Here is a 23,109-nt window from a genome sequence, read left to right on the forward strand (position 1 = left end):
TCGACATAACCGTCTTAATCGAGGGACATAACCAGAACCATCCAAACAGTAAATCGAAGTAAGGCATTGCGCCAAGCAATGCCACAATATTTTGCCGAGTCTAACCAATCCAGCGAAGCTCTTTGCGGTGGAAGGTTAAAGAACTTTGGTCGCTCCGATCCAGGCCGCGCGGGCTCAGACCCAGCTCTTCGTGCGAGGAGCGCGTATTGCAGTGCCTCTGCCGCTCGATCAACGCGTTTTCCCAAATCCCGGCTCGCGCAAGACTGACAGCCACAAGCCGCCCCTGGAGACCGAAGCTGGAAATCTGCAGCGCCTAGCTGGACTGAGGTAATCGCACAGAAGCGTCGGGTTTCCCGGACTTTCCGTGCGCGCCGTCTATTAGGCCGATGAGCGCAATCTTTGCGGCCAAAGGAGCGCCAATAGCGGCATACCTGGCGGCGTGCAGCAATCCCCATCCAAAGTGAAGCACCCACCGGCGTCCGGCCCATCGGCGTGCGAAGAGGATGCTGTTGCGCGCAGACAGATAGACCGAAAGGAATGACTGCTTTCTGGGATCAATCGCAGAACCGATGGCGGTGCCGCCAACGTGACGTATGATCGCCCGTTCCGCGAAGCCAATCCTGTGCTTACCGCGGCGACGACCCCAGTCTATATCCTCCATATAGAGGAAATAATCTTCGGCCATTAGTCCGACGTCCTCGATAAACGCTCGCGTGACTAACACGCAGGCGCCACTAATCGAATCGATCCGTGAAAGCACCTCAGCTGTGGGAGAAGTGCCGGCCGCCAAATTTCTGCCAACTGCGAGAACCCGGCCTGTCACGGGCGACCATCGAAGCCCGTAGTTGATGATTTTGTCGGGCGCATGATCGAAAACCAGGGTGCCGCCAATCATTCCGAAACCCTGATCTGCTTTGGACATGAACTCCGTCAGGCAGTTATCGTGGACCTCGGTATCGGGATTAAGAACGAGCACAGCTTCCCAGCCCCCCGTGTCGAGCAGGCGTTCGAGCCAGGCATTTATTCCGCCGCCATAACCGAGATTATCTGTCGCGAGTCCAAGTCGAACAATAACTGCCCGGTTCGGAAATCGACATTTGAAGACAGAGCCAAACCGTCCGCCGGGGGCGTCTACGGCATCATCTGCATCTTGAATGCACGGCAGCATCCGCTCCTGATCAATAAGCGCAGCCGCCAACGTTTCGAACGCGTCTTTCCCTCCATTTTCGCAAACAAAGATTTCAAACTCCTGCCAATCGGACGCTGCGAGCGACCTCAAGCAACGCTGAATGTCATCAGGATTGCGATACGCGACAATCAGTACGACAAGCTTTGTGCGATCAGAGGCCATAGCCAAGACATTCCTTGATCTGCTGACGGCGCTGACTGGCGACCTCAGCCCAGACGAAATGCTCTGCACGCTGGGCAGCGGCTTCCGACATTGCTCGTCGAAGCTTGAAGTTGCCAGCCAGCGAACGAATAGTCTCGACCCAACGGGGCGCATCGTAGGGATCGAGCACAAAACCTTCATGGCCGTCTCGCACGAACCGCCCCGCCCCCATCTCCGTCGTGACGACCGGAAGTCCAGCGCCGCTCGCTTCGTATATGACCAAGGGACTACCCTCCTCCAATGAAGGAAATAGGAAGAGATCGGCCGATCGATAAAGCGCGCCAACATCTCTAACATAGTCCAAGAGGATCACGTCATCCCTGGCAAGAAGACTGGCGCACTTCTCCCTAATGGTAGGCTCCATCTCCCCCGCAAGCACGAGCCTACCCTTCACCCCGCTCCTTGCCCAATAATCCAGAAGCAGATGGGCCCCTTTCCGCACGCAAATGGCGCCGACGAACACCGCCGTGACGCCTGCGCTCGGCTCAAGCAACGGCTTCTTTCCGAAAAGCCGTGCCGGCTCCCAGCCGTAACTCGCGTTCAAGAACTTGGATCGTGGCACGCCGTTCTCCAGCAACGAGGCCTCGACCAGCGGGCTGGGACAAAACACGTGATCCACCGCCTGCAGGACTTGAGCCTCACGATCGACCTTCTCGGCCGTGATCCCATGCGCCGGCGCCACTCCAAGCCGCTCGTACGCATGATCAAGGATCCGCTTTGCAGTCCCGGTGTGGCAATTGAACTGTTCACGAAACACAGTGACTCCGCGTCGTTTCAGTTCCTTGATCGTGTCCAGGCTTGCATCCGGCCAAAGATAAGCTGCCGACCTCTTGGATTGAAACTTGTCGATATGAGAGAGAAATACGCCCTCGATCGTACGGCCGACCCAACGTCGCACGCACCCGTACGGGACGTATCGCGCCCAATCCGGCAGCACCTCTATGAGTCGTACCGGTGGCAACGCCCACTGCGCCCGCGGCGTCACGATCGTGACATCGAAATTCTCGCTCGCCATGCCCTTTGCGAGGGAACTGCACGTATAGCCAACTCCCATCCCGTTGAGTGGCAGCGGCATCATCACGCCTAGCGAGATGCTCATTGCGGCGTCGCGCTCAGAAGCTTGATTCCGCCTCTGCTGAACGCGTCCAGGTTCTTCCGCAAGAACTCGGGGAAGTACATCCTCCGGCACATGCTTGTTCCGGTGCGATCCAGGCAGCTTCGCAATCATGACGGAGGCGCCCGATAGAATGGTTGACTGCTAACCCCGGTACGCCACCTTCGCTTAATTCCAGCAAGCCATGATCTCCCCAGCAAACTCTGGGCCAGACGATTCAACTTGCCGATGGAGGTGCGCAGGAGGTTGATGCAGACCGCCTTGAATCGCGGGGCAAAGATATAAACCGTCGACTCCTGCCTCGATAGGTTGGCCAGCAATTCCTTGTAAGTTGCATCGCCGATACCAAAGTCGACCAGCCGCACCGGCCGGCCCGAAGACGCCTGTAGTTCTTCCAATATGCTTAGAATGAGGTGGAGGCCGGGGCCGTACTTCGCGTAGGCCGGATCGTAGGAAACATACTCGCTGAGAAAGACCCCATTGCGCAGCGAGCCGATCCAGAGAGCGACCGGTTGGCCGTCGAGGTAAAGAATGTATCCTTGCAGCCAGCCCTTGCTTGCTTCGAAACAGAGCCGCGATCGGATGACGGGCGTTTCCGAGAAGCCTACGCCCAGCCCCCGTTGATAGGATTTGGCTGCGATGGTCTCCGCGTCCCGCATCAACTGATCCAAGTCGGCAGGTGAACCAAATCGCTCGATCCTGCTTTCCGCAAAATCACAAGCAATACTTTCGGCGCGTTTGCGCTGGTTGTATCGCCCCTTCTTCGGAAGGCCAGCCAGGAACGAACCAGCTTTCTCCGGAATTTCGCACAACCGATGAGCTAGTGGGTTGATCAAGTGATCGGCGCACAACCAGGACGGAAGACCGCGGGCATATTTGACGAGCGGAGAATTGACGTCCGGAGAATGGAATGAGGCCGCATCGGCCTCCCCGGCCGCCAGCGAATTCATGATGCTCTCGAGCAGCATCCGTGCGTTTTGCTCGGAGATTTCTCCCAACCAGCCGCCGTGCACAATCTGCAGGACTCCTAACTCAGGAACTGGAAGAGCAAAATACCCCAGCTTGACCGGCACCTGACTCGCCTCCAATCGACCGACGAGAAGTGCGATGGGAAGCCCTCCATAGTAGAGGACTACAACGTGCGGCCGCTGAACCTGCGGATATATGTCCAGGATAAATTGGAAGAAGTCGATATCTGCGTCTCGAGGGGGATTGCACGAGTTCCAGAACTCCCGAAGCGACTCGATCTCGGAACGTGTTCTGACAACCCTGATCTGGTGGCGCGCAGTGATTTCGTTCATGGTGTTGACTTGATGAACACTCCCTCGGCTCTCATTCCCGACCCTACACGCCACCGATGGAGTCAGGCCGCTACACGAGCTCGGGCGATCAGCGACGGGATATCCCACTTGTCTTGACATCCTGCACAATGGCGCCCGTGAGCATGTTCACGTTGCGCAGATAAATCGACTTGGCGCTGTTGTCGTTGGGGCCGCCGCGGATGGGACCACCAAAAGCCAGTCCCGACGAGGTCCTCGATGGATCGTAATAATTATCGCGCACGATAAACGTGTTCACGATATCGGCGACCGTGACACCAGTGAATGCGTTGACGGCGCCGGTGAACGTGTTGTTGCCGATCTCGCCCGAGATGATCCTGCCGGGGTTGGAGCCAATATCGGGCTCCACCATGAACCCCTGACTCGCTCCTCCACTCTGGGCGGTGGTATTGTACTCGATCGTCACCGTAAACGGCCCGTCAATGAACTCCGTGTAGTCGCCGTGGGCGCCAGGCGCCATACCGGCATTCTGAATGAGATTGTACTGAAGAACGAGGCCTGCCTCCCGGCCACCATTGTGCATTTGAACCATGTCGCCGCCGGCGTTCTTCAGCCAGCAATACTGCACCGTCAGCGTACCTGAACCACGATGTTCAATGAGGCCGCTGACGTTGGGGTCGTTGTGACCATCAATCGTACAGTTGGCGACCCTCACATTGGATGACGATGGCGCCGCAAGGATGGGCTGGTTACGATGGGCGCCGACAAAGAAATTGCAGTTTTGGATCTTTGTATTGTCTCCTTGGACAACGACGCCCCAGCCACCATCGAGAGAGAAGTCATAACCGTCCAGCGTAATGCCGCTTGCCGTTATGGTGATGAGGTGCATCTTGCGATCGACAGTCACCCCGGCCCTCGAGATTGCAGCAGGATCCTTGGGTTCGATCGCCGCTGGATGTCCCACGCAATAGTCGACCCCCGCAACAGGCCAAGAAGGACGAGCGCGATATCGGCTTAGCAGCGATGGATATTGAACATCGCAATGGGGCGCACCGGAGGCCCCATCGCTCTTCTCGCTGTATGCGCGCGGCGCGCCCGTGTCCTCGAGCGCTCCTGCGAGGGAGCAAGCGGTGTGTAGTGCCACCACGGCGGCGGATGAGAAGGCAATCAAGCCCCTAACGGCGATTGTCAAAGGTAACTGCATGGATACCTACCATCGACGCGTAGTCGCCGGAACGTAGACCGGAGGACCATGCCAAGCAGAATACAGCTGGCCGAGGTGTCGCGTTCCCAGAAAATGCTCGTAGAGCGAAGCCCGTATTCCGATATATGCCCCCCAAAGCATCCACATGGTGTTCCAATAGTGCACGGTTAGTCCGACCAGCACGAACGTTATGACCGCAAACGTAAAGCCCGACCGCATCCTGTCCATATACTCATCGAGCGTCGGGCCAACGGTCGTTCGTCCAAACCCGACAAAGAAGGAGGTCACATTGGCCAGCAGCAAGAAGACAACGATCGGAATGCCAAACCGGAGCGCGATGACCAGCCAAACGGCGTCCACCGAAGCGTTGTCGAAGAACTCCAGGCCTTCGCCAATATCGCCAAATCCAAAGCCTATCCAAGGAGCAAAACCGATGTTGTAGAATGCTCGATCCCATGTGGCCTTACGAAAATAGCCCGTCGAGGGATCGAGGGTGAGGTGCGCGATGATCCAGGAAGTCGGATTGTTTGTGGTCAGGTAGATGAACGCGAGCACGGCTCCGATGACCGCTGCGAACGCTTTCCATCGCCATGGCGAGGATTTCAGGAGCCGATCATAGCTGTAGACCGACAAGACCACCATGAACATCAGCATGGGGGCTGAAGACATCGCCAAGAAGCATCCGACGAAAGCAACTCCAACCCAGCAAATCTGAGACATGCGGTGTCTTTCCGCGTACAAAAATATCGCTCCGGCAGCAGTGCAGAATGTCCCATAGGAGATCGCGTGCGGAAAGACCGACGCTCCTCTCATCAGGCCGTTTCTGTACTCCGGCTCGCTATTCAGCCCGAGAAAGCTGTTGACGATGAGCTTTCCCGACATATGGTCGACCATCGCAACTGCGACGATGACCACGACTGCGACCTTCAAGCCGCTGATGAACTCGGCGACCGCCAGGTGCCCGAAGAAGTATGCGCGCGCGACGAAATAGCCGCCCAGGAGTTCGAGCGCCACTGCACCTGCCGACGACAATTCGGCCGAACGGTTGTCTGCTGATACGACCAGCATCCATGCTGACGCCAGCAAGACGAACAGATCGCAGACGACGAACCGCCGTCCCCTCTGCAGCAACAAGAACAAGGCCGGAATCAAGAGCAGAGCGATGATGAGCCGTTCAGGATTGAACTTCGCGCCCGCGAGCAGAAAACTCATATCGCCGGGTAATACTACCCCAAGAACGAACAACCAGGTCGCGAATTTATGCGCGCGTTGCGAAGCCGCACCGGCACTCGCAACTATCCAAGGCTCCTGCTCCACCGGGCCCTTGTCTACCGTAACGTTGGGGAGGCGGTTCCTCAACGAATGTCTCCCCACCTGTTGGACCGGTCGGCTCGCAGCCTGCCCCGGGACGCTCTTCGCCATGCCGACGCCGTCGAATGAAAGATGATCAGCGCCTGAACATTCTCGGAATCTGCCAGACGATGGGCGGGATGAAAGGCTTGATGATCTCGAGGGTCGTTCGGTTTCTGACCTCGCCCGGCCGCATTTTGAAAATCGTCGTGTGGTCTTCGGACATTTCGTCTTCCGGTCGACCATTAGTGTAATAGTAGAGCGCGATCGATCTGCGATACTTTCCTTTGGGACTCGTTAGGGGATCAGGATGTCCGTGATAGGCAGTATCGGTCGTTGAAAATACAACGATTCGATTTGCGATCGGCAGATATGCTTTTTGCCTTGCCTTGACGTCCTTATCCCACAGCTCAAGGGCGCCGCCCCACTCCTGCTTCCAATCGTGGTTCAGATAGACCAGCAGATTGAGCCGGCGGTCCAGCCTGAGCTTCTTGTGCTTGTTGAAGTCGGCGTGAATGGCGAGCCGACCTCCGCGCGGAATCATGTGCAACCCGCCGCCAACGAGGTAAGGATCGGGAATAAGGCCCTCGATGCCCGTGAGGCGCTCCAAAAACTCCAGAAAGAGCCGCGAATTCAGCGAGCTGACGAATTGCTGAATGTAAGGAGGAAAGTCTTCAAAGCGGTCAAGTCCGAGCTTCTGCTCTTCATACGCGCCGGCATCGAGAAAGGTCCGATTCCACGAGCTCTCGAATTCGCCGGGAAACTCCGCGGCGACTTTTTCAATGACCTCGTCATCAAAAAAGGTATCAATTCCGATGTGGGAAAAGGGCTGGTTGTCCCGATACTGCTCGGCCCATGCGTCGGCATGGCGACGCATTTTATCCAACGGAAGGAAGGACTTGGTATCGAGACATTGAGACTCCGCAGACCGCGGCAGCACAGCTGTGGCAACCATTTCTACCTCTTTCCCCGTTCAGCGGGGTAAATGACGTCACTCGAATGCCGCTCTCTCGAGTGGCCGGCCGCATTATTAAATCACAATACATTATGATATTATATGCATCAAGCTAATTAAATAAACCTAATCAGGAACGTTAATGGCCCACCTGAGGAGACACCGGGCTTGCCCCGAGAAGGCGGAATGAATCACGCCGGCGTCAGGCAGCCAATCTCCGACAAAGAAGCAGCCAGCATCCGGTCCAACCCCAATTCCTTAGATATTGCACAGGGGTCCGAGGCCCGCTGCGTCGAATAAGTTGACCTCCGGAATATCGCCTTATGTCGCATGCGCAGGCGACGCATCGGCAGGACGAGCGGATTGCGGGTGATCGTGCCGCACGTGGTCTGGACGGGAAGGCGATCCCGCCATTTCCGCACCATGTAGCGATAGGCTCGAACGTAGTCGCGCCCTAACGATAGCTGTGCCTTGGCGTTGTGGATCAACGGCAGGTCCAGACCGTAACAGGACCTGCCCAGCCTCTCGGCTTCGAGCACGATGTCTGCCCCGTAGAGGTGAAACTCCGGCAGCAAGGGATCGAAGGACACGCCCGAGTCCCGGCGGACAATGATCGCCAATTCATCCACGCTGACCACGCGTACAGGTACCTTCAATTCCCCCCCATGAATCCCTCCAGTTTCGGGAAATAACGGGGCTAGCGAGGCATCCCACGTACGACCAACCACGTCCCCTGCCGCAGTGACGCTGCTCATTCCAGCCACGGCCCACCGGCTGTCTTGCTGCGTGAGCCGTCGGATTTCCCAATCCAGCCGCTCAAACCAGTATTCGGGCAAGAACACGTCGCAATGGGCAAAGATGAGGATATCCTCCTTCGCACTTGCGATCGCCCGGGCATAAGCACTGGAAGCGCTAGGGTGATTCCATAAGACCGTGAGCTTTACGTCGCCCCTGGCAATCGCCGGCGAGCGCCGAAGGTCACGATCGAGGATTTCGGCATCACTCGATCGAGCACAGGTATAGACGTGGAAGCCAGCGACCGGAAACATTGCGAGATCACCATACAATAACAATTAAATAGGCAACTACATTAACTCGGGACAAATCGCAATCAAGCCTTCAACGAATAAAATAAAGTCATTTGCTCGGCGCAGATCCTAGCCCTTTCGCTAATGGAGTCAGCATCGCGCTCTGACAGCTTGGCGGCAGTGGACGGCGAGCGAAACTGCCGCCAAATCCCCTAAACGGTAGCGGGATGCAGAATGCCGACGGGCCGGGCATGGTGCTGCTGTTGCTCCATTCTCATTTCGCGCAAGTTAGGTGAACTCTTCACTCGGAGCCGCGGCACTTTTCCGTCTCATCGCATCTTGGATGAGCGACGCGATCGCTCGCCCCCCTTGCTTTGGGGTATGGCACGTCTCAAATTTTCGTTTCGCCGCGCGTCCCATTTGTTCGCGCAGCGCAGGCGACGAGAGGAATTCGATCACTTTCCTGCTCATTTCCCCAACATCAAATTCGGCCACGCTGAAACCGGCGTCCGGTTCGACAAATCTGCGCGCCGCGCCACTTGCATCGAAGCAGATCGTGGGCGTGTTGCGCCGCGCTGCCTCCAGAACCACAAGGCCAAACGCCTCCTCGCGCGACGTGAGAAGAAAAACGTCGGATGCGGCAAAATATGTATCGACGTCGGCCTTTCGCCCGACGAAGCGCACCTGCGCGCCCGGCGCTTCGCTCTTGAGCCTGCGCTGCATGGTTTTGACTTTGTCCGGGGCGCCGCCCACCCACACGAATTGGACATTTCGCCCACTGACGCCGCCGGCGACTTGGCGAGCGACCTCTATGAAAAGGTCCGTGCCCTTGCGCGCCTCGATCGAGCCGCAACCGCACACGATGCTTACGTCAGGCGAAATGTCCAATTCGTGCGCGAGCCTGAGGCGCGCTTCCTCCGCATCGGGGGAAGCCCCTTCGAGCTCGGGAATGAACGGCTCGACGACCTCGATCCGGTGCGGTGCTATGTCGAAATTCTCGATCAGGCAATCCCTCACGGCGTCGGACACCGCAATGTATCGGGGGCGCCGCCGCTCAAGCGCCGCGAGATTGGTCAATCCGACGCTTCGGATGGCTCCAGCAAGCTCGTGGACGTGACAGAGGACCTCGCAATCCCCGATGGGCAATCGTTCGAGCAACCGCCCAGAAGCGATCGAATTGACATAGACGAGACCGAAGCGGTCCTTGGAAAGATCCTTTTGCAGGCGCGCCAGATGATTTGACTGCGCGAAATGATGCGCATCGAAGCGCCTCATCGCACGATAAAGCAGATCGCCGGGTTCGACGGAGTCGACCTTGCCAAGCATGGCGAATTCCCTGCTGAGGTCGCCCGGGCTCGCAGTCACAGTACGGAAGGAAATGGAATCGTTGCGCCGGAGCCAGCGCTGTATGTTGAGGAGCATGATTGGCGCCCCCGTCCGCGACGCCTCATGGCTGAGGAAGAGAACCTTGTTCGTCATAACCTATCTCTGGCGCTCCCTGTCCGCGCGTAAAACGGGAATGGCGGCTGACTTCTGCAACACCTTTCGCCGTCGCGCCTTCGACTTGCCCATCAAGGACAGGAGTCTTTGGCGTCCCTCCGGCCCAGGCATCCGCAGAAGCCGCCAGGCCGGTGGAAGGTAGCGCATTCGCGAGTCTAGGCTCATGGCCCAGCGCAGAAGCGTCAAGCCGCTTTCGATGCGCCCTTGTCGGATATAACTGATCCCGGTGTCGAAGGCCTGATCGGCGAGCGAGTGCGCCACCTGCCGCTGCAACAACGATATGTCCGGGCGTCGATCGCGACAGGTCTCGAAGAAGCTGTCGAACGCCGCTTTCCTCTGTCCATACTCCGCCAGCATTTCCGCGAGATAGGCGTTCGACATAGCGGAGTCGTGCTTCCGATAGATCGCCTGCACGGCCTCGATTTTGGCGACTTCCGCATGCGCGCCAAACCGGAGCCACATCTCCAGATCGCCGCTGTGAGGAAGTGACGGTCTATAGCCGCCTACAGCCTTCTGGACAGTTGTTCGCGCGATCGCTGTCGCCGTGGCCACGAAGTCGGACGCGGTCCGGCACATCTCCGCGACCAGATCTTGCTTGGTCCATCGCAAGTCTTGGACAAAGTTGACGAACGGCCGAGGAGTGTCCCGACGCCACACCAGGCATTCGCCAAAGGTCAATCCTACTTCCGGACACGAATCCATGATTTTCGCCGCACGTTCGAGCGCTCCCGGCGCGAGGAGATCATCAGCGGAAAGCAGCAGAAAGTAGTCGCCGTTCGCCCAGTCGATTCCCTCGTTGTACGTTGCGATATGTCCCTTGTTACTTGCATGCGCCACAACTCGTACACGCGAATCTCTGTCCGCGAGGCCGCGCGCGATTTCGACCGAAGAATCTGAAGACGCGTCATCGATGATGAGGATACGAACGTCGGCGACGGATTGATCAAGCACGCTTCGTACGCAGTCCGTCAGGAAGCGTCCGTAATTGTAGCAGGGGACAACGACGTCAAACTTAGCCATCGCTTTGATTTCTCTCGTCGTGGCGACCTCTCAAGAATAAGAGGCGACTGCGGCGACCGTCGCCTCACATGTAGCGGCGTTCAACCCGGACTAGCTTGCTACTCTTTCCTGATCATCGGCGTTCGTCTGCGCGTAGAGGGAAGGGGAGTCGCGTACAGCGACCAAGTGTCTGCCGAATGTCAGCCTCGCAATAGCTATCCATGGGCCAGTTCCGCTTTAAGGCACTCTGCGACGCAAAGCTGCTCTGCCTGGCTCATCTGCGCGTAGATCGGCAGCAGGATCGAACGATTCTGGGAGAGTTCTGACTGGCTAAGGTCATGACGCTGCGCCGCCGTCGCATAAGGCAGCTCCCGATGCGAGCACATGATGCCCCGACGGGTGGCGATTCCCTGATCCAGCAGCGATTGCATCGTCGCCCTCTGATCGATGCGATCAGGCAAGCGTACACAGTAGCTCTGCCAGTTGGATCGCGCCCACCCCGGCTCCAAAGGTAACCGCAGCCCCTCTATATTCCCAAGCAGTTCGGCGTAACGGGATGCCAGCCTGCGCCGCCGCGCGATCAGCTGCGGAAGCCGCTCGAGCTGTTTGCGCCCGATCGCAGCCTGCATATCCGTCATTCGATAATTGTAGCCGAGAAGGACGTACTCCTCGAAAATGACGCGCTGCGACCCGTGACGTACAATATCTGGAACGCTCATGCCGTGTTGCCGCAGCAGCCTGAACTTGCGATCAAGCTCGGCATCCGCGGTGGTGAGCATTCCACCCTCGCCTGTCGTGATTACCTTTCGCGGATGAAAGGAAAAGCAGGCAATGTCTCCATGCGGCTTGCCGATCGGCTCCCATTCGCCGTTCATCCGGATCTGCGATCCGGCGGCACAGGCCGCGTCCTCAATCACCGCGATGCCGTGGCGTCGCGCCACCGCGATGAGCGCTGCCATATCACACGGCATGCCCATCTGATGGACCGCGATGATCGCGCGCGTGCGCTCGGTGATGGCTTCGGCCAGCCGAGCGCAATCCAAATTGTAGGTCTCCGGGTCGATATCGACGAAAACCGGAGTGGCGCCCTGGTATCGGATGACGTTCGCGGTCGCAATGAAGGAGTGGCTAACCGTGATCACCTCGTCGCCGGTGCCGATACCCAAAGCTGCCAAAGCAAGCTGCAGGGCAGTCGTACAATTGGCGACGGCACAGGCGTGCGGCGCGCCAACAAGTGCGGCGAACTCACCCTCAAACGCGGCCACCTCCGGGCCTTGCGACACCCAGCCCGACAGCACGACCGCGCGCGCAGCATCGGCTTCTTCATCCGCAAGCAGCGGCGCCGCGATCGGAATCACGATGCCGCCGCCTGCCGCTGGGAGCCGGAAGCAAGTTCGCGTTCGGATCGCCACCATTTCACGAGCTCGGCGAGCCCCTGTTCCAGCGAAACCGTGGTGCGGAACCCCAGCAAACGCTCTGCTTTGCCAGTTGATGCCAGCCGTCGAGGCACCGGATTAACGGAGCGTTCCGGCGCGAATTCGGGTGCCAGGCCGCGGCGTCCCATCACGGAGGCAAGCACAGTAGCCAGCTCCGTCAGGCTGGTTTCCGTGCCGCTCCCGACGTTGAACACCTCATCAGTGATCTTTGCCCTGGCCGCAAGGATATTGGCACGCGCGATGTCGCGGACGTGGACGAAATCCATGGTTTGATGACCGTCACCAAAAATGATCGGAGGTAATCCGGCTTCCAGCCGCTCCATCCAGCGGATCAAGACCTCGGTATACCGGCCGTGGATGTCCATCCGGCCGCCGTAGACGTTGAAATATCTAAGCGCGACGTAGTCGATGCCGTACGCATCGTTGAAGGTACGCAGCAGAGCCTCGTTAAAGGCCTTAGCGGCTCCATAGAGAGTTCGGTTGTTGTACGCATTCTGGCGCTCGGTGGTGGGAAATTCCTCTGCCATGCCGTATACGGATGCCGACGACGCCGCGATGATCTTCTCAACATCGTGCTTGATGCACAACTCCAACAGGTCGTAGGTGGCGTCCACCATGACCTCCTTGGCAAGGCGTGGTTCGGCCGCACAATGAGTGATTCGGAGCGCCGCCTGGTGAAATACAATATCAGCAGCCTTGATCAACGCTTCCATCAGCTTGCGATCGCGTATGTCGCCATGAACCACTCTCACCGGGCCACGTCCGAGCGCGCGCCCGAGATTTTCCGCCCGGCCTCTTATCATGTTGTCGATGGCAACGATCTCGATGCAGCCCTCATCGCAGAGCAGATCAACGATGTGGGAGCCGATGAAACCTGCGCCGCCGGTGACCAGAACGCGTTTTCCCTTGAGATCAATCAAGACGCTCTCCTGCTGTGGGACCATGTCATGTCGCTTTGTGGATGCTCTGCCCGGCCGCCGGCCACACGGCCGGGCCGCAGTGCCGCCGCGTTCCTCAGTGTGGAGACAACCTCGACCACTTGTTCCGGCAGCAACTCCGGATAAATGGGAAGAGAGAGGAAATCGTTCGCTAGCATCTCAGTGACGGGAAGATCACCGGCACGATAGCCGAGTTCCGCATAGGCCGTCTGCTGATGCACCGGAACGGGATAGTGGATCCCGGCCGCGACGCCCGCGTCACGCAACAGCGCCAGCGCTTCATCGCGCCACGGCAATCTGACCGCATAGACGTGATACACGTGACGGGCATAGTGGGGCGGCTGGGGACGCGCGAATGGCAGATCAGACAGCAGTGCATTGTATCGCTCAGCGAGCGACCGACGCGCTTCCGTCCAGCGCTCAATGTAGTCAAGCTTGACGTTCAGTATCGCGCTCTGAATTTCGTCCATGCGATAGTTGTATCCGGGAATGACGTGATTGTATTTCGTCTCCTGCCCCCAATCCCGCAGCAGTGACACGCGGCGTGCCAAGTCAGGCCGATCGGTTACGACGGCCCCACCCTCGCCAAACGCTCCAAGATTCTTGCCGGGGTAAAAGCTGAAGCACCCCAAATCGCCAATCGAGCCTGCGCGACGTCCGCGATATTCCGCGCCATGCGCCTGCGCGGCGTCCTCGATGACGACCAGACCGTGACGACGCGCGATCTCCATGATGGGATCCATGTTGGCCATCAGCCCGTGGAGATGGACCGGCAGGATGGCTTTGGTTCGCGGTGTTATCGCAGCTTCGATCGAGCCGGGATCCATCGTCCATGTTACCGGGTCAACGTCGACAAACACCGGCCTGGCTCCGCTGTAGAGGATCGCTGCGGTTGTCGCGACGAAGGTCATGGATACCGTGATGACTTCGTCACCGGTTCCGACGCCCGCCGCCAGCAAGGCAAGATGAAGTGCCGAGGTTCCGCTGTTCACCGCGCGGCAATGGGCGGTCCGGCAATATTCCGCGAAGCGACCCTCAAAGGCAGTGAGCTCTGGGCCGAGCACAAAGTGCCCGCTGCCGACGACTCTCGCGACCGCGGCGTCGATTTCCGGCTTGATCTGGCTATATTGGGCTTTCAGATCCAGGAAGGGTATCAAGGCTCAAGTCCTCTATTGGACCAACATTATAATACATTAACCCGCATTATTGTATTTAATCAATCATTAAATCTTACCGTTTATGTGGGAATTTAAAATGGTTTACGAAGCGCCTCTGCTGAGCCGCGATCGCCCAAGACCGCCGTTTCAGCCGCAGACAATACCCGAGCGGGCACTCCCGCGACGACAGCGCCAGGCGGAACGTCCCTCGTCACCACCGCACCCGCGCCTACGGAGGCCCCCTCTCCGATCGTCACTCCGCACAGAACCGTAGAGTTCGAGCCGATCGAAGCTCCCCTACCGACGCGAGTGCGCTGCAGCGTCCAGTCCGACGCTTGCTGAGGACGACCATCCGCCGTCGTTGCCTTCGGGTGTTTGTCGTTCGTGAACATCACCCCATGGCCAACGAAGACCTCGTCCTCAATCGTGACGCCCTCGCAGATGAAGCTATGCGAAGAAATTTTGCAGCGCGCACCGATCGTGGCGCCCGCCTGGATTTCGACGAAAGTCCCGATTCTGGTCTCGTCGCCGACCGTGCAGCCATAAAGATTGACCAGTTCCGCATGGAAGATCCTGACATCGCGGCCGAGCTGTACGTCATTCGTAATCGGCATCTTCGTCTCCAGAATAGCCGCAAGGCTTTACAGGGCCGAACGCGACAGTCGCCACCTTGGCGTAATGCGAGCGAGACCCGCTACCGCCTGATGAAGCTGATAGAGCAAGGGGTGCCCAGTCAGTAGCAGCCCCAGCCACCAGCAAAGCGCCGCAGCACACGATGCCAAAGCGAGCCCGGTGAGGGACGTCAGCAATCCAGCTTCCGTCAACGCCGCACAGAGGGCGACGCCGAAGGCAGTTGCCGCCGTAACGAGTCCGCTCTTCATCAGCGCCCGCACTAGATCCTTTAGCCCGAAGCGTAGGTGCCGTCCGATAAAATAAATCGCGACCGCGGCCTGAAAAGGCAGCGTCAAAAGTGCGGATCCGGCGACAGCTTGCACACCGCAGAAGGATGCTCCTAGAATTATAAGAAGCGACGGGGGTAGCGAGATGCAAGAGGAGATCAACGCATCCCGGACACTTCCAACGGCTACGAGTACCGGATAACTTAAGCACGCCGCAAAAACTGCCATGTTCGCGATGCACAGTAGGCGCACGAGCGGCACGATATCCAGCCAGGTCGGGCCGAGCCAGATCGCAATGATCGGCCGGGCCATCAAGGCCACGAATATCAGGAATGGCCATTGCGCGACGGAAAGCAGTTGGATCGCCTCAAGGTAAATGGCCTTCAAGTCCTCCCCGGCTTGACGCCTTGCGACAATCGCCGGCATGATGACGGGGTTCAGGACCTGCGTGACAAGCCTGTCAAAAATCTGCGTCAAATTGATCGCGCGGCTGTACAGACCGACGGACCCAAAGTCGATAATTCTGGCCAGAAATAGCTGGGGCGCCAAATTGTAGAAGACATTCACGACGCTCACCCCACTGGAATAAACGCCAAAGCTGACGATGTCGCGGTAGGCGAAAAGCGAAGGACGTAGCGCGCTGGGGTCTCGATGGCCTACCAGGAGCGCCAGGGTCAGGATCACGTTTCCTGCCAGACCACCCCAGATCGGGGCCATATAGCTCAATCCTGCTATCGCAAGTCCGATCGAGACCAGAGCGACCGCCACACCAGACACAAAGTTGCATAAAGCCAACGTTCCGAACTTCATGTCCCGTCGCAGCAAGGCAGAAATCGTCCCGGAGATCGGCAGTAGCAGAAAATTCAGAGCCGAAACCTCGATGGCTCCCTTGAGGCTATCCTGCGCGAACAACTGCGATAGACCGTCAGCGAGGACGAACAGAAGAGCGGCAATTACGCCCGAAATGCCGAACGTGATGGTGAAGGCCGAGCGCACGTCGTCGAGCGACAAATCGCGCTTCTGAATCAGATAATTTCCGCCTCCGAACTCCTGAAAGGAGGCAGCAATGACCACCGCGATGGCGTTGACGACCGCATAGACCCCGAATTCCGCTGGCGACAACAAACGGGAAAGGACCGCGGTAGCCACAAAGAATAGGACAAGGCTGCCATAGCGGTCGGCCGCCGAAAACAGAATGGAACGTTGGACCGAATTCATCGCGAAGCCGTCGCCCTTCGGCGGTTAGCAATGCCCGCCGGCATCACGATTTAGACCGTGGCCCGGGCGCGCTCCCGGACCTGATGCGGTTGCTTGAGGAGGACTGGTTTCCCCTGCGCGGCTATCGAGCGCGACGCCGCCTCCAGCACCTCAATCACCTGCAATGCGGACAGGCCGCTGGAAATTGGCCGCACGCCATTGTGGACGCAATCGATGAAGTGCTCGACCTCGGTCTGCAGCGCCTCTTTCGTGGAAATGTGAGGAGCCCACATGTCGCCAGCTCGATATCCAATACGGAATTCATGGGCATTTTCAGTCGGAGTATCAAGAGTTATCCCCCTGTCATAGACCTTGATCTTTTCGGTCGGCTCGACATCGTCGTAGACGATCATCTTCTTGCTGCCGCCAATGAACGTCTGGCGCACCTTGACCGGCGACAACCAATTGACGCTCACGTGCGCCACGCAGGCGCTGGCGAAGAACAACGTGATATGCGCCATGTTTTCCGGAGAACCGGCGATGTGACACGAGCCCGTTGCCGACACCGCAACCGGCTCCTCGTCGAGAATATAGTGGATGATCGAAATATCGTGCACCGCCAGATCCCAGATCACATTCACGTCCTTCTGGAACAGGCCGAGGCTCGAGCGCGTGCTGTCATAGTAGTAGATGTCTCCGATCTCCTTCTTCGATAGGAGCTCTCGGATCTTCTGGACCGCCGGCGTGTAGAGAAAGGTGTGATCGACCATCAGCGTCAATCCGCGCCGGTCGGCCTCGTCAATCAGGCGCCGAACCCTATCCGCACTTTGCGCAAGCGGCTTCTCGACCAACACATGCTTGCCGGCCTTAAGTGCAGCCATTGCCAGCTCATAGTGAGTGTGCACTGGTGTAGCGATGGCGATCGCATCGACGGCTGGGTCTTTCAGCAGGTCCTCATAGCAGGACGTCGTCTCCACCCCTGGATAAAGCCGCTTGCTCGCAGCAAGCTTGCTCGAATCGAGATCGCTCACGCACACGACCCGCGCCGATGAATTGCCTGAAAAACTACGAACAAGGTTCGGCCCCCAATAGCCGTACCCCACTACGCCGATTCCCAATTGGCTGCTGTGCATGCTTTCCTCGAATTCCTTCCGCGAATTTCACTCACTGTCGCCTGTCGAGCGAGCGGCAGCATTATGTCCGCGCCGGCATATCCTGCCAGATGCCTCGCGTATCGATCACGTCGAGGTGCCGGCGCTCTGCTAACGGCACCATCTTGAATTCGTCGTGATCGACGAGAAGAATCGCGATCTCGCAACTGCGCAGGGCTTCGTCGATATTCACGAATGCGACACGATGATCGGCCAATTGAGGAGGCAGACGGCGCAGATTCGGCTCAACAATCTTGATCCGTTCACCGTATTTTGCCGCGAGATGCGTGGCTATCTCCATGGCGGGGCTCTCACGCACGTCGTCGACATTGGCCTTGAAGGTAAGTCCACAACAAGCAATGTTCGCATAGGGGTGATCGTCGATCAGTGCCTCTGTACGCTCGATGATCATCTGCGTTTTGGCTTTATTCACCTCCCGGCTTGTTCGCATCACGCGCGCGAGGTCCGGCGCAGAGTCGATGATGAACCAGGGGTCGACCGCAATGCAGTGCCCACCCACTCCAGGTCCGGGCCGCAATACGTTTACGCGAGGGTGGCGGTTGGCGATATCGATCACCTCCCAGACGTTGATGTCGAACCTGTCGCAAATCAGCGAGAGCTCGTTGGCAAATGCTATGTTGGTATCGCGAAAGGCATTTTCCGTCAGCTTGACCAGTTCGGCCGCGCGCGCCGTAGTACCGACGCAAGCGCCGCGAACGAACATTTTGTAGAACCGCTGAGCACGCCGCGTGCAGGTTGGCGTAATCCCGCCGATGCACCGGTCGTTGTTGATAAGCTCGGTCAAGATCCGTCCCGGCAGCACGCGTTCGGGACAGTATGCGACGTAAATCGCGCCATCTTCCTTGCCGTTGACGCCGATGTGCAATTCCGGCCTGCGTTCAAGGATCCGCTTTGCGATGGCTTCAGTAGTACCAATCGGCGATGTCGATTCAAGAATGACAAGATTGCCTGGCGCGAGAAGATCTACGATTGAGTCGACTGCGGCATTCACGCTTGACAAGTCCGGACGGCTGTCGTGATCAATCGGCGTCGGCACTGCGATGATGAACACGTCCGCCGGCTGAGGCTTTCTGGCAGTCGTGAGGGCACCACTCGACACGACCTTGGAAACTAGGCCATCCAAGTCGGGCTCGGCGATGTGAATTCTGCCAGAAGCAACGGTGTCAACGATGCGTTCATTCGTATCGATACCGACCACCTGCAGCCCTCGGCTCGCAACCAGCGCCGCGGTCGGCAGACCGATATAGCCAAGTCCCAGGACATTGATTTTTTGTAATTCATGCATCGAGAAGGACCTTCACGATTCGCTCGCTCGCGTGCCCGTCACCAAACGGATTGTGCGAACGCGACATGGCAGCATAGGTCTGATCATCGTCGAGCAAGCGAAATGTCTCCGCAACGATCCTCTCGTAGTTCGCACCGACCAAACGTGCCGTCCCCGCTTCCACTCCCTCAGGACGCTCGGTCGTGTCGCGCATCACCAGAACCGGCTTTCCGAAAGTGGGGGCTTCCTCCTGTACGCCGCCTGAATCTGTCAGGACCAGATAAGAGAGCGAGAGCAGGCTCACGAAATCCGTGTATTCCTGAGGAGAAATAAGTACGACTCGCGGGTGGTCTGAAAACCGAGACGCAAACAGGTCACGGACATTCGGATTCGGATGCACAGGGAGCACAACAGCCACGTCCTCCCGTTGCAGGATGGTCTCCAGCGCGTTCACGATGTTAAGGACGCCGCCGCCGAAGTTTTCCCTGCGATGGCAGGTCACCAGGATGATGCGCCGATTGCCGTGACGCTTCTTGATGCCATCCCAACGGCACGACAGTCCCGGATCGGATTCGACCATGGCTTTCGCGAGGATGAGGGCGTCCACCACCGTGTTTCCGGTAACGTGAATGCGGTCATCCGAGACATTTTCAGAACGCAACGCGCGCGCCGCGCGCTCTGTCGGAGCAAAATGCTGATCGGCGATCGAGCCGACGATCTTGCGGTTCACCTCCTCAGGCCAAGGCGCGAAGATGTCACCGCTGCGTAGCCCGGCCTCAATGTGCGAGACCGGTATACGGTGATAATAGGATGCCAGTGCACCCGTCATGGCGGTCGCCGTGTCGCCCTGGACGATAACCCTGGTGGGCTTCAATTTTTCGAGGAGTTCGCCGATTTGTCCGAGCAACCGGGCGGTCAGATGATCCAGCGTCTGATTGGTCGTCATGACGTTCAGGTCAAAATCCGGGACCACCTTGGCCAGCTTGAGAACTTGATCAAGCAGTTGCCGGTGCTGTGCGGTCGCACAGATCGTCACGGAAATGTCCTTGCTCTTCTCGGCCTTGAGCAGATTGATGACTGGAAAGAGCTTGATTGCTTCCGGCCGGGTTCCCAGAAGGATGAAAAAATGCTTGCGCACGCCTTACCCTCCGATCCGGCTCGGCCCCGGCGGAACGACGCCGGGCGCACCAAGCGGGTGGTGAAGGGCCTGCCTGACGATGGCCTGCCCCAGGATGCCCGCAAACAGGGTGTTCGTCGTGGCGTATCGCCACCACATCCGCCCAGGCTCCTGATAGATGCGGTACAGCCATTCGAGGCCGAGCCTCTGAATCTGTACCGGCGCACGCCGAACGGTGCCTGCTAGAACATCGAACGCACCACCCACGCCCATGATAAAGGGTACGCCGAGATCATCGCGATGGGCGGCGAGAAAGCGTTCTTTCCGCGGCGTCGGCATGCCAATGAAAAGACAATCGGCCGCGCTGGATCGGATGTCCCGGACAACGTCATTCTCCTGCTCGCGTTTGAAGTAGCCGTCGTGCCAGCCCGCAAAGGCAAGTGAAGGATACCTCTCGCGCGCCACTTGCACTGCTTGTTGTAGTACGACGGGAGTGGCTCCCAGGAAATAGGGCTTAAAGCCCTCGTGCGCACATACCGCAAGCAACTCGGCAAGGAGATCCACCCCCGCGACCCGCGACGTCGCCGGGAGCCCGCGCGCTCGGGCGCCCCAGAGAATCCCCATGCCGTCGATGCCGACAACATCGCTGCTGGCGACATCGGCCGCGAGCACGGAGTCGGAACGCATGTTGACGAATTTGGCAACGTTCAGCGCCACATGCTGCAACCGCTGGCGGCTACGCATGGCCCCGCGCGCCAATTCGACGGTTTCCGCCATTGTCAGGAGGTCGACGGGACATCCCAGAAATGATGCGCGCATTGGAACCTACTCCTCAGAAATCACAATGCAATTTAAGTTGCATTTAACATTATTATATAGATAATACCCATCCGATATTTAATTGCAAGTTTTAAATACGCCACCATTGCCGCGCACCCGCTGAAAATGAAGGCCGCCGCGCAAACGAGCAAGCGACAAGGGCGGCCTAAATTAAATAGGGAATTAACGTATGATCTCGGTCATTATTCCCCACCTCAACCAACCTGACGCGCTGGAAGCCTGCTTGCGTAGCCTGGACGCACAGACCCTGCCTCGACACTCGTACGAGGTCATCGTGGTAGACAACGGCTCGGCAACGCCTCCAACGGACGTCGTTGCTCGACATCCCGGCGTATCTTTGCTGCATGAATCGGAGCCCGGTCCCGGTCCAGCGCGCAATGCCGGCGTGACGATTGCGAGAGGTGAGATGCTCGCCTTCATCGATGCGGATTGCAGGGCGCATCCGGATTGGCTGCACACCATAGTGCAATGGTCGCGCTCGTCGCCGCCTGACACGGTCCTCGGGGGCGACGTTCGCATCTGGACGGCGGAGAATGAGAGTCTTAATGCCGTTGCAGCTTATGAGACCGTCTTCGCTTACCGCTTCAAGCTCTATATCGAGCGCCACGGTTATTCCGGCACAGGCAATATGGCAGTGCTTCGTCGCGATTTCGATCGCGTCGGCCCTTTCGCTGGCATCGACGTTGCGGAAGACATGGAGTGGGGGCAGCGTGCACTACGTGCCGGACTCCGATTTCGGTACATCCCCGACATGATCGTCTTCCATCCAGCCCGGAGCTCCCTTCGGGAGCTCTATGCAAAATGGGATCGACAAATCGCACACTATCGCAACATGGCTGAAGGTAATCCAGCATGGCAATTGCGTTGGACTGCGCAGGCTTTGCTGGTCCTGGCATCACTTGCGCCAGGCGCTGTTACGATACTAACCAGCGACCGCCTACATGGCGGCAGCCCCCGTCTCAAGGCTATCGCCGTTCTGTGTGCTGTCCGAGCACATCGTGCCATGACGATGCTTTCGCACCTGGGCGGGCGGCGAGCAATGGCTTGGAACCGTTAGTTCACGCCAGTTCAGCAGGTTCCACGGCAAAGACCTGGTTGTGCGTCAGTTCCGGCAAGCCGATACGCCGACCGAATGACCACAGAATCCAACCGAGTTCGTAGCTGCGGCACTCAAGCCGAACACCCACGTTCGCGTTGTCGATCAGCGTCCCCCCCTTGTCGCGCCAGACGTTCTTGACCGCGCGCAACACCCGCGGCGCCTTGGTCTTCAATTCATGCTTGCGTACCTGCGAACGGATGGTCAGGCCTAGTTCAGGCACGAGCATGGTCCGGCCTAGCTGGTTGTGACCAAGTACCCAGTTGAATCCCTTGATCAAGGCGTCCCGCGCTTCTCGCCGCCCAAAGCGCTCTGCCCATTCCAGCAGCGCCGGGGCCATTCCATACTGATGGACTGAATAGACTTCGTAGAAATCAAGGACGCGGCCGCTCAGCGCGTCGAAAAACCAGGGCCATTCGCCTTGTGGCCCCTGGACCGCTATGAGATCGCGCACACAAGTATCGGCCATGACAAGCGCAGACGCATCGCCAAGGAATTCGCCATACTGATAGCAGGCGATGGAGAGATAGGTCTGGGTCGCAAATGACGCGAAACGGCGTCGAAAGCCACACGGGGCGTCGAAGAACAGTCCCGACTCACTATGGAAACGCTCCTTCAGGAAGCGAAAGAGCGGGGCGGCGAAGCACGTCCACTCCCTGTTACCTGCCCTTGCCTGAGCGACGACTCCCGTCAGCAGCATGCCCAGATCCTGCGCCCGAAACGTACTCCACCGTGACTCATCCGACAGAGTCCGCTTCAGCTCGCGCGTCACCTGCTCCGGAATCGGAAGGTCGAGCTCGGCGGCAGCCCACAAGGCCATGCCAAAGGCATATTTGCGCACTGGAAGTGCGGTGAGCTGCATGACATTTCGATGGAATATCTCTGGGATATCGATACCGATCGGACGTTCCACGACCCGCGACATCCCAAGCAGGACATTGAGGGTATAAAACAGGTCACTATGCGGTATCGACTCGTTTGGGGAAGCACGTCCGTCGAGGTGATAAATGTGCGACCAACGGCGCTCCCCGGGCAACCAGCAGCGTTCTAGGCCCTTGAGCGCATAGTTTATCAGCGGTGAGTTGAGGGACGGCCTGTTCGCCGCGGCCGGCACTGCCAGATTCACACCAAAATTGGGACCGATCATCATCGCACTACACCATAGTCAATCGG

General features: G+C 58.3%; 20 protein-coding genes. 1 reads left to right on the plus strand and 19 read right to left on the minus strand.

Annotated features, from left to right (window positions below; genetic code table 11):
- Positions 1 to 313 precede the first annotated feature (313 nt).
- The 18 genes from AC0L3P_RS25605 to AC0L3P_RS25690 form a co-directional block, all read right to left on the minus strand.
- Positions 314 to 1,351, minus strand: coding sequence for a glycosyltransferase family 2 protein (locus AC0L3P_RS25605; RefSeq protein ID WP_354208718.1), 1,038 nt, complete (start codon positions 1,349 to 1,351; stop codon positions 314 to 316).
- On the minus strand, positions 1,341 to 2,618 hold the full coding sequence (locus AC0L3P_RS25610) for a glycosyltransferase family 4 protein (protein WP_473306114.1): 1,278 nt from the start codon (positions 2,616 to 2,618) through the stop codon (positions 1,341 to 1,343). Before AC0L3P_RS25610 ends, AC0L3P_RS25605 begins: the two co-directional genes overlap by 11 nt.
- On the minus strand, positions 2,615 to 3,805 hold the full coding sequence (locus AC0L3P_RS25615; protein ID WP_473306116.1) for a GNAT family N-acetyltransferase: 1,191 nt from the start codon (positions 3,803 to 3,805) through the stop codon (positions 2,615 to 2,617). Before AC0L3P_RS25615 ends, AC0L3P_RS25610 begins: the two co-directional genes overlap by 4 nt.
- An 88-nt stretch (positions 3,806 to 3,893) precedes the next feature.
- Positions 3,894 to 4,691: a hypothetical protein gene (locus AC0L3P_RS25620; protein WP_473306118.1), complete on the minus strand. Its 798-nt coding sequence runs from the start codon at positions 4,689 to 4,691 to the stop codon at positions 3,894 to 3,896.
- A gap of 303 nt (positions 4,692 to 4,994) precedes the next feature.
- Positions 4,995 to 6,347: a hypothetical protein gene (locus AC0L3P_RS25625; protein WP_354208722.1), complete on the minus strand. Its 1,353-nt coding sequence runs from the start codon at positions 6,345 to 6,347 to the stop codon at positions 4,995 to 4,997.
- Between the two features lie 88 nt (positions 6,348 to 6,435).
- Positions 6,436 to 7,293 carry a 2OG-Fe(II) oxygenase gene (locus AC0L3P_RS25630; RefSeq protein ID WP_354208723.1) on the minus strand — a complete coding sequence of 286 codons (858 nt, stop codon included), beginning with the start codon at positions 7,291 to 7,293 and terminating at the stop codon, positions 6,436 to 6,438.
- A gap of 191 nt (positions 7,294 to 7,484) precedes the next feature.
- Positions 7,485 to 8,342 (minus strand): hypothetical protein, encoded by an 858-nt coding sequence (locus AC0L3P_RS25635; protein WP_354128803.1) that lies wholly within the window; start codon positions 8,340 to 8,342, stop codon positions 7,485 to 7,487.
- 267 nt (positions 8,343 to 8,609) lie between these two features.
- Entirely contained in the window at positions 8,610 to 9,800 is a 1,191-nt protein-coding gene (locus AC0L3P_RS25640) for a glycosyltransferase family 4 protein (protein WP_473306121.1), read from the minus strand.
- A gap of 3 nt (positions 9,801 to 9,803) precedes the next feature.
- Positions 9,804 to 10,841: a glycosyltransferase family 2 protein gene (locus tag AC0L3P_RS25645; RefSeq protein WP_473306123.1), complete on the minus strand. Its 1,038-nt coding sequence runs from the start codon at positions 10,839 to 10,841 to the stop codon at positions 9,804 to 9,806.
- A gap of 194 nt (positions 10,842 to 11,035) precedes the next feature.
- Entirely contained in the window at positions 11,036 to 12,235 is a 1,200-nt protein-coding gene (locus AC0L3P_RS25650) for a DegT/DnrJ/EryC1/StrS family aminotransferase (RefSeq protein WP_473306126.1), read from the minus strand.
- Positions 12,175 to 13,176 carry an NAD-dependent epimerase/dehydratase family protein gene (locus AC0L3P_RS25655; protein WP_473306128.1) on the minus strand — a complete coding sequence of 334 codons (1,002 nt, stop codon included), beginning with the start codon at positions 13,174 to 13,176 and terminating at the stop codon, positions 12,175 to 12,177. The genes AC0L3P_RS25650 and AC0L3P_RS25655 overlap by 61 nt, the downstream gene beginning before the upstream one ends.
- The gene (locus tag AC0L3P_RS25660) at positions 13,173 to 14,351 is read right to left on the minus strand and encodes a DegT/DnrJ/EryC1/StrS family aminotransferase (RefSeq protein WP_473306131.1); all 1,179 of its coding nucleotides are present in this window, start codon (positions 14,349 to 14,351) and stop codon (positions 13,173 to 13,175) included. The genes AC0L3P_RS25655 and AC0L3P_RS25660 overlap by 4 nt, the downstream gene beginning before the upstream one ends.
- A gap of 92 nt (positions 14,352 to 14,443) precedes the next feature.
- Positions 14,444 to 14,965 carry an acyltransferase gene (locus AC0L3P_RS25665; RefSeq protein ID WP_473306134.1) on the minus strand — a complete coding sequence of 174 codons (522 nt, stop codon included), beginning with the start codon at positions 14,963 to 14,965 and terminating at the stop codon, positions 14,444 to 14,446.
- A 27-nt stretch (positions 14,966 to 14,992) separates the two neighbouring features.
- The gene (locus AC0L3P_RS25670; protein ID WP_473306137.1) at positions 14,993 to 16,468 is read right to left on the minus strand and encodes an oligosaccharide flippase family protein; all 1,476 of its coding nucleotides are present in this window, start codon (positions 16,466 to 16,468) and stop codon (positions 14,993 to 14,995) included.
- Positions 16,469 to 16,518: 50 nt separating this feature from the next.
- The gene (locus AC0L3P_RS25675) at positions 16,519 to 17,580 is read right to left on the minus strand and encodes a Gfo/Idh/MocA family protein (RefSeq protein WP_354128810.1); all 1,062 of its coding nucleotides are present in this window, start codon (positions 17,578 to 17,580) and stop codon (positions 16,519 to 16,521) included.
- Positions 17,581 to 17,641: 61 nt separating this feature from the next.
- The gene (gene wecC / locus AC0L3P_RS25680; RefSeq protein ID WP_473306140.1) at positions 17,642 to 18,904 is read right to left on the minus strand and encodes a UDP-N-acetyl-D-mannosamine dehydrogenase; all 1,263 of its coding nucleotides are present in this window, start codon (positions 18,902 to 18,904) and stop codon (positions 17,642 to 17,644) included.
- Complete coding sequence (wecB, locus tag AC0L3P_RS25685; RefSeq protein WP_354060816.1) at positions 18,897 to 20,021, minus strand: non-hydrolyzing UDP-N-acetylglucosamine 2-epimerase; 1,125 nt, start codon at positions 20,019 to 20,021, stop codon at positions 18,897 to 18,899. Before wecB ends, wecC begins: the two co-directional genes overlap by 8 nt.
- A gap of 3 nt (positions 20,022 to 20,024) precedes the next feature.
- The gene (locus AC0L3P_RS25690; protein ID WP_473306143.1) at positions 20,025 to 20,819 is read right to left on the minus strand and encodes a WecB/TagA/CpsF family glycosyltransferase; all 795 of its coding nucleotides are present in this window, start codon (positions 20,817 to 20,819) and stop codon (positions 20,025 to 20,027) included.
- 190 nt (positions 20,820 to 21,009) lie between these two features.
- Here AC0L3P_RS25690 and AC0L3P_RS25695 point away from each other — a divergent pair, with 190 nt between their 5' ends.
- Positions 21,010 to 21,897, plus strand: coding sequence for a glycosyltransferase family 2 protein (locus AC0L3P_RS25695; protein WP_473306145.1), 888 nt, complete (start codon positions 21,010 to 21,012; stop codon positions 21,895 to 21,897).
- A gap of 1 nt (position 21,898) precedes the next feature.
- On the opposite strand, the gene AC0L3P_RS25700 is transcribed toward AC0L3P_RS25695, so the two are convergent.
- Positions 21,899 to 23,086, minus strand: coding sequence for a hypothetical protein (locus AC0L3P_RS25700; RefSeq protein ID WP_473306147.1), 1,188 nt, complete (start codon positions 23,084 to 23,086; stop codon positions 21,899 to 21,901).
- Positions 23,087 to 23,109 lie beyond the last annotated feature (23 nt).

This window comes from Bradyrhizobium sp. WSM4874 (genome assembly GCF_055811835.1).